This is a genomic window from Polaromonas sp. P1_G2 (genome assembly GCF_056405515.1).
Genome location: NZ_JBFUBY010000129.1, coordinates 1 through 11,327, shown reverse-complemented (window position 1 = coordinate 11,327; position 11,327 = coordinate 1). Strand labels below are relative to the sequence as shown.

Annotated in this window: 5 protein-coding genes and 1 pseudogene; all 6 read left to right on the top strand. The window is 62.9% G+C overall.

What is annotated here, in order from left to right:
* Positions 1-262 precede the first annotated feature (262 nt).
* Positions 263-4,375: a DNA-directed RNA polymerase subunit beta gene (gene rpoB / locus AC1D0P_RS14340; RefSeq protein ID WP_477677351.1), complete on the top strand. Its 4,113-nt coding sequence runs from the start codon at positions 263-265 to the stop codon at positions 4,373-4,375.
* A 27-nt stretch (positions 4,376-4,402) separates the two neighbouring features.
* Positions 4,403-8,626, top strand: coding sequence for a DNA-directed RNA polymerase subunit beta' (gene rpoC, locus AC1D0P_RS14335; RefSeq protein WP_477677350.1), 4,224 nt, complete (start codon positions 4,403-4,405; stop codon positions 8,624-8,626).
* 203 nt (positions 8,627-8,829) lie between these two features.
* Positions 8,830-9,423 carry a LemA family protein gene (locus AC1D0P_RS14330; protein WP_477677349.1) on the top strand — a complete coding sequence of 198 codons (594 nt, stop codon included), beginning with the start codon at positions 8,830-8,832 and terminating at the stop codon, positions 9,421-9,423.
* 39 nt (positions 9,424-9,462) lie between these two features.
* On the top strand, positions 9,463-10,464 hold the full coding sequence (locus tag AC1D0P_RS14325) for a M48 family metalloprotease (RefSeq protein ID WP_477677348.1): 1,002 nt from the start codon (positions 9,463-9,465) through the stop codon (positions 10,462-10,464).
* Positions 10,465-10,632: 168 nt separating this feature from the next.
* Positions 10,633-10,956 (top strand): c-type cytochrome, encoded by a 324-nt coding sequence (locus AC1D0P_RS14320; RefSeq protein WP_477677347.1) that lies wholly within the window; start codon positions 10,633-10,635, stop codon positions 10,954-10,956.
* 14 nt (positions 10,957-10,970) lie between these two features.
* Positions 10,971-11,327 (top strand): annotated as a pseudogene (locus AC1D0P_RS14315) (flavocytochrome C); the annotation flags it as partial.

The following is an 11,327-nucleotide window of genomic DNA, read 5'->3' as shown; positions in this document are numbered from 1 at the left end:
CAAGTAATTCTTGGTGTTCGAGAAGGCTGGAAGACCGTAGTCGGGCTTCCAGCCTTTCGTGTTTCAAGGAGCACACCGAAAAGCAGACTTAACCGTCTGCTTTCCAGTGTTTTCTGACCCCGACTGCAGAAAACGCCTTGGTTCGGGTGACGTGCAATGCGTCACCGTCCGCCATGGTTGGTAGTGGCCAACCACCAAGCTGCCTGAATACGTGGTGTATTTGGGCACGAGAGTCGCCAGAGCCCATCAACGCGGAGAACTCATGGCCTATTCCTACACCGAACGTAAACGCATCCGCAAAAGCTTCGGCAACCGCGAAAGCGTGTTGACTGTTCCCTATTTGCTGCAAATGCAGAAAGACGCGTACACAGCGTTCCTGCAAGCCGACCGTGCCCCCCAGAAGCGCACCATCGAAGGCCTGCAGGCAGCGTTTGACAACGCATTCCCCATCGTCTCGCACAATGGTTTTGTCGAGATGAAGTTCATCGAGTACAACCTGGCCAAGCCCGCCTTCGACGTGCGCGAGTGCCAGACCCGTGGACTCACATTCGCCTCGGCCGTGCGCGCCAAGGTGCAGCTGATCATTTATGACCGCGAATCATCCACGTCGCAGTCCAAGGTGGTCAAGGAAGTGAAAGAGCAGGAAGTCTATATGGGCGAAGTGCCGCTCATGACCGACAAGGGCTCCTTTGTGATCAACGGGACCGAACGCGTGATCGTGTCCCAGCTGCACCGCTCCCCCGGCGTGTTCTTTGAACACGACAAGGGCAAAACCCACAGCTCGGGCAAGCTGCTGTTCTCGGCTCGTATCATCCCCTACCGCGGTTCCTGGCTCGACTTCGAGTTCGACCCGAAGGACGTGCTGTACTTTCGCGTCGACCGCCGCCGCAAGATGCCGGTCACCATCCTGCTCAAGGCTATCGGCCTGAACCCGGAATCCATCCTCGCGAACTTCTTCGTGTTCGACAACTTCCGCCTGATGGACAGCGGCGCGCAGATGGAATTCGTCGCCGAGCGCATGCGCGGTGAAGTGGCCCGCTTCGACATCACCGACAAGAACGGCAAGGTCGTCGTCGCCAAGGACAAGCGCATCACGGTTCGCCACACCCGCGAACTCGAGCAAAGCAACACCACCACCATYAGCGTGCCGGAAGACTTCCTGGTCGGCCGCGTGGTCGYCAAGAACATCGTTGACGCCGAAACCGGCGAAATCATCGCCAAGGCCAATGACGAACTGACCGAAGTGCTGCTGAAGAAGCTGCGCGTGGCCGGCGTGCAGGACCTGCAGGTGCTGTACACCAACGAACTCGACCAGGGCGCGTACATCTCGCAAACCCTGCGCGCCGATGAAACGGCCGACGAGTTCGCCGCGCGCGTGGCGATCTACCGCATGATGCGCCCCGGCGAGCCGCCGACGGAAGACGCGGTGCAGGCCCTGTTCCAGCGCCTGTTCTACAACCCGGACACCTACGACCTGTCGCGCGTGGGCCGCATGAAGTTCAACGCCCGCGTCGGCCGCGACTCCTCCACCGGCCCCATGGTCATGACCAACGAGGACATCCTCGCCGTGGTCAAAATCCTGGTCGACCTGCGCAACGGCAACGGCGAAGTCGATGACATCGATCACCTCGGCAACCGCCGCGTCCGCTGTGTCGGCGAACTCGCCGAAAACCAGTACCGCACCGGCCTGGCGCGTATCGAAAAGGCCGTGAAAGAGCGCCTCGGCCAGGCCGAGCAAGAGCCGCTGATGCCGCACGACCTGATCAACAGCAAGCCGATCTCCGCCGCCCTGAAAGAATTCTTCGGCGCATCGCAGCTGTCGCAGTTCATGGACCAGACGAATCCGCTGTCCGAGATCACCCACAAGCGCCGTGTTTCGGCCCTTGGCCCGGGCGGCTTAACCCGCGAACGCGCCGGTTTCGAAGTGCGCGACGTGCAYGTGACCCATTACGGCCGCGTCTGCCCGATTGAAACGCCCGAAGGCCCGAACATCGGCCTGATCAACTCGCTGGCCTTGTACGCCCGCCTCAACGAGTACGGTTTCATCGAAACCCCGTACCGCCGTGTGGTGGACAGCAAGATCACCGACCAGATCGACTACCTGTCGGCCATCGAAGAAGGCAAGTACGTGATCGCCCAGGCCAATGCCCTGCTGGACGAGTCCGGCAAGCTGACCGGCGACCTGGTGTCCGCCCGTGAAAACGGCGAATCCGTGCTGGTCGGCGCCGAGCGCATCCAGTACATGGACGTGTCCCCTGCGCAGATCGTCTCGGTGGCGGCTTCCCTCGTGCCTTTCCTGGAGCACGATGACGCCAACCGCGCGCTGATGGGCGCCAACATGCAGCGCCAGGCTGTGCCTGTACTGCGTCCCGAGAAGGCCTTCGTCGGCACCGGCATCGAGCGCGTTTCCGCGGTCGACTCCGGAACCGTGGTGACGGCCAATCGCGGCGGTGTTGTCGATTACGTCGATGCCACCCGCATCGTGGTGCGCGTCAATGATGCGGAAGCCCTGGCCGGCGAAGTCGGCGTGGACATCTACAACCTGATCAAGTACCAGCGTTCCAACCAGAACACCAACATCCACCAGCGCCCCATCGTCAAGATGGGCGACAAGCTGGCCAAGGGTGATGTGATCGCCGACGGCGCATCGACGGACATCGGCGAGCTGGCCCTGGGCCAGAACATGCTGGTGGCTTTCATGCCCTGGAACGGCTACAACTTCGAGGATTCGATCCTGATCTCCGAGCGTGTGGTGGCCGAAGACCGCTACACCTCGATTCACATCGAAGAACTCGTGGTGATGGCCCGCGATACCAAGCTGGGCTCCGAAGAAATCACGCGCGACATTCCCAACCTGTCCGAGCAGCAGCTCAACCGCCTTGACGAGTCCGGCATTATTTATGTCGGTGCTGAAGTCCAGCCGGGCGACACGCTGGTCGGCAAGGTCACGCCCAAGGGCGAGACCACGCTGACGCCGGAAGAAAAACTGCTGCGCGCCATCTTCGGCGAAAAAGCCAGCGACGTGAAAGACACCTCGCTGCGTGTGAGCCAGGGTTCGCAAGGCACCGTCATCGACGTGCAGGTCTTCACCCGTGAAGGCATTGTTCGCGACAAGCGCGCCCAGCAGATCATCGACGACGAGCTCAAGCGTTTCCGCCTGGACCTGAACGACCAGTTGCGCATCGTGGAAGCCGACGCGTTCGACCGTATCGAAAAGATGCTGGTCGGCAAGGTCGCCAACGGCGGGCCGAAGAAGCTCGCCAAGGGCAGCAAGATCGACAAGGCCTACCTGGCCGACGTCGAGAAGTACCACTGGTTCGACATCCGCCCGGCGGACGACGATGTGGCTTCGCAGCTGGAAAGCGTGAAGAACGCCATGGAGCAGACGCGCCACAGCTTCGACCTGGCTTTCGAAGAAAAGCGCAAGAAGCTCACGCAGGGCGACGAACTGCCGGCCGGCGTGCTGAAGATGGTCAAGGTTTACCTGGCCGTCAAGCGCCGCCTGCAACCCGGCGACAAGATGGCCGGCCGCCACGGCAACAAGGGTGTGGTGTCCAAGATCGTTCCGGTCGAAGACATGCCCTACATGGCCGACGGCACGCCGTGCGACATCGTGCTGAACCCGCTGGGCGTGCCTTCGCGCATGAACGTGGGCCAGGTGCTTGAAGTCCACCTGGGCTGGGCCGCCAAGGGTCTGGGCCAGCGTATCGGCGACATGCTGCAAGCCGAAGCCAAGGTGGCCGAGCTGCGCAAGTTCATGGACACGCTGTACAACAAGTCCGGCCGCACCGAAGACCTGGCCAAGCTGTCGGACACCGACGTGCTCGAGATGGCCAGCAACCTGGCCACCGGCGTGCCGTTCGCGACGCCAGTGTTCGACGGTGCTTCGGAAGAAGACATCATGACCATGCTCAAGCTGGCCTACCCGGACGACATCGCCAAGGCCAAGGGCCTGACGGCGACGCGCACCCAGGCCCAGCTGTACGACGGGCGCACGGGCGACCAGTTCGAGCGCACGACGACGGTCGGCTACATGCACGTCCTGAAACTTCACCATCTGGTGGACGACAAGATGCACGCCCGTTCGACCGGCCCCTACAGCCTGGTCACGCAGCAGCCCCTGGGCGGCAAGGCGCAGTTCGGTGGACAGCGTTTCGGCGAGATGGAGGTCTGGGCGCTGGAAGCCTACGGCGCCGCCTACACGCTGCAGGAAATGCTCACCGTCAAGTCCGACGACGTGCAGGGCCGTACCAAGGTGTACGAGAGCATCGTCAAGGGCGAGCACGCGATCACGGCCGGCATGCCCGAGTCGTTCAACGTGCTGGTCAAGGAAATCCGTTCGCTCGGTATCGACATCGAGCTGGAACGCAGCTAATCAACAGGAAAGAAAAGGATTTAACTCATGAAATCATTACTCGACCTGTTCAAGCAATTCACGCCGGATGAGCATTTCGATGCCATCAAGATCGGCATGGCCTCGCCCGAGAAGATCCGTTCGTGGTCTTTCGGCGAAGTCAAGAAGCCTGAAACCATCAACTACCGCACCTTCAAGCCCGAGCGCGACGGTCTTTTTTGCGCCAAGATTTTTGGCCCCATCAAGGACTACGAATGCCTGTGCGGCAAGTACAAGCGCCTCAAGCACCGCGGTGTCATTTGCGAGAAGTGCGGCGTTGAAGTCACGCAGACCAWGGTCCGCCGCGAGCGCATGGGTCACATCGACCTGGCCGCACCGTGCGCGCACATCTGGTTCCTGAAGTCGCTGCCTTCGCGTCTGGGCCTGGTGCTCGACATGACGCTGCGCGACATCGAACGCGTGCTCTACTTTGAAGCATACGTGGTGACCGACCCCGGCATGACCCCGCTGAAGAAATTCAGCATCATGTCGGAAGACGATTACGACGCCAAGCGCAAGGAATACGGTGACGAGTACACCGCCAAGATGGGCGCCGAAGGCATCAAGGACCTGCTCGAAGGGCTGGACCTGGACGTCGAAATCGACAAGCTGCGCAACGACCTGACCGGTTCCGAAATCAAGATCAAGAAAAACGCCAAGCGCTTGAAATTGATGGAAGCGTTCAAGAAGTCCGGCATCAAGCCGGGCTGGATGGTGCTCGACGTGCTGCCCGTGCTGCCGCCGGACCTGCGTCCGCTGGTGCCGCTGGACGGCGGCCGCTTCGCGACCTCCGACCTGAACGACCTGTACCGCCGCGTCATCAACCGCAACAGCCGCCTGCGCCGCCTGCTGGAACTGAAGGCTCCTGAAATCATCGCGCGCAATGAAAAGCGCATGCTGCAGGAAGCCGTCGACTCGCTGCTGGACAACGGCCGCCGCGGCAAGGCCATGACGGGCGCCAACAAGCGCGCRCTGAAGTCTCTSGCCGACATGATCAAGGGCAAGTCRGGCCGTTTCCGCCAGAAYTTGCTGGGCAARCGCGTCGACTACTCCGGCCGTTCCGTGATCACCGTGGGCCCGACGCTCAAGCTGCACCAGTGCGGCCTGCCCAAGCTGATGGCGCTGGAACTGTTCAAGCCTTTCATCTTTGCGCAGCTCGAAAGCCGTGGCATCGCCACGACCATCAAGGCCGCCAAGAAGGAAGTCGAATCCGGCACGCCGGTGGTCTGGGACATCCTGGAAGAGGTCATCAAGGAACACCCCGTGATGCTGAACCGTGCGCCCACGCTGCACCGCCTSGGCATCCAGGCCTTYGAGCCSATSCTGRTCGAAGGCAAGGCCATCCAGCTGCACCCGCTCGTCTGCTCSGCCTTCAACGCCGACTTCGACGGCGACCAGATGGCCGTCCACGTGCCGCTGTCGGTGGAAGCGCAGATGGAAGCCCGCACCCTGATGCTGGCTTCGAACAACATCTTGTTCCCCGCCAACGGCGAGCCCTCCATCGTTCCTTCGCAGGACGTTGTGCTGGGTCTCTACTACACGACCCGCGACCGTACCAACGGCAAGGGCGAAGGCCTGGTGTTCTCGGACACCGGCGAAGTCCGCCGCGCGTTCGACGCGGGTGAACTCGACCTGAACGCCCGCATCAGCGTGCGCCTGACCGAGTACACCAAAGACAAAGCCACCGGCGAATTCGTGCCGTCGACCAAGCTGTGGGAAACCACCGGCGGCCGCGCGCTGCTGTCCGAGATCCTGCCCAAGGGCCTGCCTTTCTCCAACATCAACAAGGCGTTGAAGAAGAAGGAAATCTCCAAGCTCATCAACGTGTCTTTCCGCAAGTGCGGATTGAAAGAGACCGTGGTGTTCGCCGACAAGCTGCTGCAGTCGGGCTTCCGCCTGGCGACCAAGGCCGGCATCTCGATTTGCATCGACGACATGCTGATCCCCAAGGAAAAGCCGGCCATCATTGCGCGCGCCCAGAAGGAAGTCAAAGAGATCGAGCAGCAGTATGTCTCGGGCCTGGTGACCTCCGGCGAGCGCTACAACAAGGTGGTCGACATCTGGGGCAAGTCCGGCGACGAAGTGTCCAAGGTGATGATGGCCCAGCTCTCCAAGGAGCGCGTCATCGACCGCAACGGCAAGGAAGTCGAGCAGGAATCCTTCAACTCCATCTACATGATGGCCGACTCCGGTGCCCGCGGTTCCGCGGCGCAGATTCGCCAGGTCGCCGGTATGCGCGGTTTGATGGCCAAGCCTGACGGCTCCATCATCGAAACGCCGATTACCGCCAACTTCCGAGAAGGTCTGAACGTGCTGGAGTACTTCATCTCCACCCACGGCGCCCGTAAGGGCCTGGCCGACACGGCGCTGAAAACCGCCAACTCCGGTTACCTCACGCGCCGCCTGTGCGACGTGGTGCAGGATCTGGTGGTCACGCAAGACGACTGCGGCACGCAAGAAGGCTCGCTCATGCGCGCCATCGTTGAAGGCGGTGAAGTCATCGAATCGCTGCGCGACCGTATCCTCGGCCGCACCGCGGTGGAAGACGTGCTGCACCCCGAGAACCGCTCGGTCCTGGCCAAGGCCGGCGTCATGCTGGACGAAGACCTGATCGAAGAGCTCGAAGCAGCCGGTGTGGACGAAGTCAAAGTGCGTACTGCACTGACCTGCGAAACCCGTTTCGGCCTGTGCGCCAAGTGCTATGGCCGCGATCTGGGCCGTGGCGGCCTGATCAACATCGGCGAAGCGGTCGGTATCATCGCCGCCCAGTCGATCGGCGAGCCCGGCACCCAGCTGACGATGCGGACCTTCCACATCGGCGGCGCCGCATCGCGCGCGGCCATCGCCTCCAGCGTCGAAGCCAAGTCCAACGGCGTGATCGGTTTCAACGCACCGATGCGCTATGTGACCAACAGCAAGGGCGAACTGGTTGTGATTGCCCGTTCCGGCGAGATCGTCATCCATGACGAGCACGGCCGCGAGCGCGAGCGCCACAAGGTGCCGTACGGCGCGATTCTGGCGGTGAAAGCCGACCAGACGATCAAGGCCGGCGCCATCCTGGCCAACTGGGACCCGCTGACGCGCCCCATCATTACCGAGTTCGCCGGCAAGGTGGCCTTCGAGAATGTGGAAGAAGGCGTGACGGTTGCCAAGCAGGTTGACGATGTGACGGGCCTGTCCACCCTGGTGGTGATCGATCCGAAACGCCGCGGCGCCACGAAGGTGATCCGTCCGCAGGTCAAGCTGATCGACGCCGCCGGCCACGAAGTCAAGATCCCTGGCACCGATCACTCGGTGACCATCGGCTTCCAGGTGGGCGCGCTGGTCCAGGTGCGCGACGGCCAGGACGTGGGCCCCGGCGAAGTGCTGGCCCGTATCCCGATCGAAGGCCAGAAGACCCGCGACATTACCGGCGGTCTGCCGCGCGTCGCCGAGCTCTTCGAAGCCCGTACGCCGAAAGACAAGGGCACGCTGGCCGAGATGACCGGTACCGTGTCCTTCGGTAAAGAGACCAAAGGCAAGGTTCGCCTGCAGATCACCGATCCCGAAGGCAAGGTCTGGGAAGACCTGGTCCCCAAGGAAAAGAACATCCTGGTGCACGAAGGCCAGGTGGTCAACAAGGGCGAATCGATTGTGGACGGCCCGGCCGACCCGCAAGACATCCTGCGCCTGCTGGGCATGGAAGAGCTGGCCCGCTACATCGTCGACGAAGTGCAGGACGTTTACCGCCTGCAGGGCGTGAAGATCAACGACAAGCACATCGAAGTGATTGTTCGCCAGATGCTGCGCCGCGTGGTCGTTGAAAACGTCGGCGATTCCAGCTACATCGCCGGCGAGCAGGTTGAGCGTTCCGCCATGCTGGACGCCAACGACGCGCTGCGCGCCGACGGCAAGGTCCCGGCCACCTTCAGCAACCTGTTGCTCGGTATCACCAAGGCTTCGCTGTCGACCGATTCGTTCATCTCCGCGGCTTCCTTCCAGGAAACCACCCGCGTGCTCACCGAGGCTGCCATCATGGGCAAGCGCGACGAGCTGCGCGGCCTGAAAGAGAACGTGATCGTCGGCCGCCTGATCCCCGCCGGCACCGGCATGGCCTACCACGAGGCACGCAAAGCCAAGGACCAGATGGACGACGCCGAGCGCCGCGCCATCGCCGAAGCTGAAGCCGCCGAACTGGAGGCGATGCCCGCCGCGGCTGAAACCGGTGGTGGCGACAGCGCCGCTTCCGAGTAAGCCGGCTGACACGCTCCCCGCGCCCTGAAAGGCGCCCGGCCCCGCACCCGCAAAGGTGTGGGGCTTTTTTTTGGGCGCTTGCCGCGTGGCCGCCACACCGGGGAAAGGGCCGGCTTGCCGATCCGGCCCAAAAGCAGTTAACCTCGCGGCAGCCGCCGGCCGGGATCCTCTCCTGCCGGTGTTCTTCAGCATCAAGGAATCCCATGTCCCTCAGCACGCTTGTCCTCATCGTCGTGTTTGCCTTGCTGGTCTTCTGGGCCGTGGGCGCCTACAACCGGCTGGTGCGGCTCAAGAACATCATTGCCAATGCCTTCGGCCAGATCGACGTGCAGCTCAAGCGCCGCTATGACCTGATTCCCAACCTGGTGGAAGCCGCCAAGAAATACCTGCAGCACGAGCAAAGCACGCTGGAAGCCGTGACGCTGGCGCGCAACCAGGCGCGCAGCGCCAGTGATGCGGTGCGCAGCCGGCCCGCCAACGCTGTGGCCGTGACCGCGCTGGCCGTCGCCGAGCAGGCGCTCGAAGGCAGCCTGGGCCGCCTCTTCGCCGTGGCCGAGGCCTACCCCGAACTCAAGGCCGACCAGACCATACGCGAACTCAGTGAAGAACTCACGAGCACCGAAAACAAGGTCGGCTTCGCGCGCCAGGCTTATAACGACGCGGTGCTGGATTACAACAACGCGCAGGGCCAGTTCCCGGCTGTGCTGATCGCCCGCACTTTTGGCTTCGCGCCTTCCGCCATGTTGCGCGCGACCGAGAATGCGACTGAACGCCAGGCTGTCCGTATTCAAATGTAGTGGCGGCAAGATGGTTTGTTTATTGCCGGCTCGGGCCTGATGCGCTTCTTTGAACGGCAGGAAACCGCCCGTGCCCAGACCCTGCGGCTGCTGCTGCTCTTCGGCCTGACCCTGGTCGCCCTGCTGCTGGCCGTCAATGGGGCGCTGGCACTGGCCTGGCGGCTGGTGACGCCGGGCTTCAGCGGCTACCCGGGCTACTTTTTTACCGTCAATACCTCGGTGACCCTGTTGTTCGTGCTGGGCGGCTGGTGGCTGGAGACCTCGGCCCTGAGCAGCGGCGGCGAGGCGCTGGCGCGCCGCGTCGGAGCCCGCGAGGCCTGGCCCGCCAGCCGGGAAGCCGAGCAAAAGCTCAGCAACATCGTGAGTGAGCTGGCCATTGCTGCGAGCATGAAGCCGCCCCTGGCCATGGTGCTGCCGCGCCTGGACGCGATCAATGCTTTCGCCGCGGGCTGGGGCGAGGACGACGCGGTCATTGCCGTCACGCAAGGCGCGCTCGACAAGCTCACGCGCGACGAACTCCAGGGCCTGGTGGCCCATGAACTGAGCCACCTGCGCGAAGGCGACACACGTTTGAACATGCGGCTGGCGGGCATGGTGTTCGGGCTGGAGATGATCTTCAGCCTGGGCCGCAGCATGTGCGGTGCCGACGAGAACGGCCAGCGTTCCTTTCTTGCCTTGCCCGGGTTCCCCATCCTCGTCACCGGATCGCTGGGCTGGCTGGCGGGGCGTGCGCTCAAGGCGGCGATCTCGCGCCAGCGCGAGTTCCTGGCCGATGCGCGTGCCGTGCAGTTCACGCGCAGCCGGGAAGGCCTGGGCGGCGTGCTGCGCAAGGTGGCCGGCGAAGAGGAGCAGGGCATGGCGCCGGCGCGCAGCCTGCACCCGGCGGTGCAGCACATGCTGCTGGTCGATGCCCGCGACCGGGGCAGCTGGTTCGCCAGCCACCCGCCGCTTGCGGAGCGCATCTTCCAGATCTACGGCCGGCCCATGGGGGCACTGTCGATGCGGGATGAACTGCCGACGCGGCCTGACGCGATCTTTTGAACGCAGCGCCATCAACGATGAATTGGTGCCAAGCAAATCACCAATGGTTCGAATGCCGGGGGTGACGCGGCGCACCGAAGTACTGGATACTCCCTATAGGGTGCCAAGGGCACCGCGTTAAATTGTCAGATCAAGAAAAACCAAAGTCTGAAACCGCCTGGAGGCCCCATGAGAACCCCACACCTCGCTAAACTCGCCGTGCCCTTGCTGTGCCTGGCACTCGGCCCCCTCGCCCAGGCGCAAAGCAAGGAGGCGCTCTACACGCGGAGCCTGGCCGCCACCTGCGCCAACTGCCACGGCACCGACGGCAAGGTGGTGCAGGGTTCCCAGGTCACTTCGCTGGCCGGCCTGGATAAAAGCTACATCGTCGCGCAGATGAGCGCCTTCAAGACCGGCGCACGGCCGGCCACCGTGATGCACCAGATCAGCAAGGGCTTCAACGATGCGCAGGTCGAAGCGCTGGCCGGCTACTTTGCCGCACAAAAGAAGTAAGGGGAAAGAACACCATGAACACGCTTCTTCAATCCGGTTTCGCTTCTGCTTCACTCGCCGGCTTCAAGCGCCGCTCCTTCCTGCAATCCACGGCCGCCCTGAGTTTGCTGGGCTTGGCCGGTTGCGCCAGCACTTCCGTGCCGTCCAAGGCCAAGGTCGTGGTGATAGGCGGCGGTTACGGCGGCGCCACCGCCGCCAAGTATGTGCGCCTGCTGTCCGACCACAAAATCGACGTGGTGCTGATCGAGCCGCAGGATGTGTTTATTTCCTGCCCCATTTCCAATCTGGTGCTCAGCGGCGGTAAGCAGCTATCCGATCTCACCACTTCCTACGCAGGCCTGTCGCGCGCACACGGCATCACGGTGGTGAAG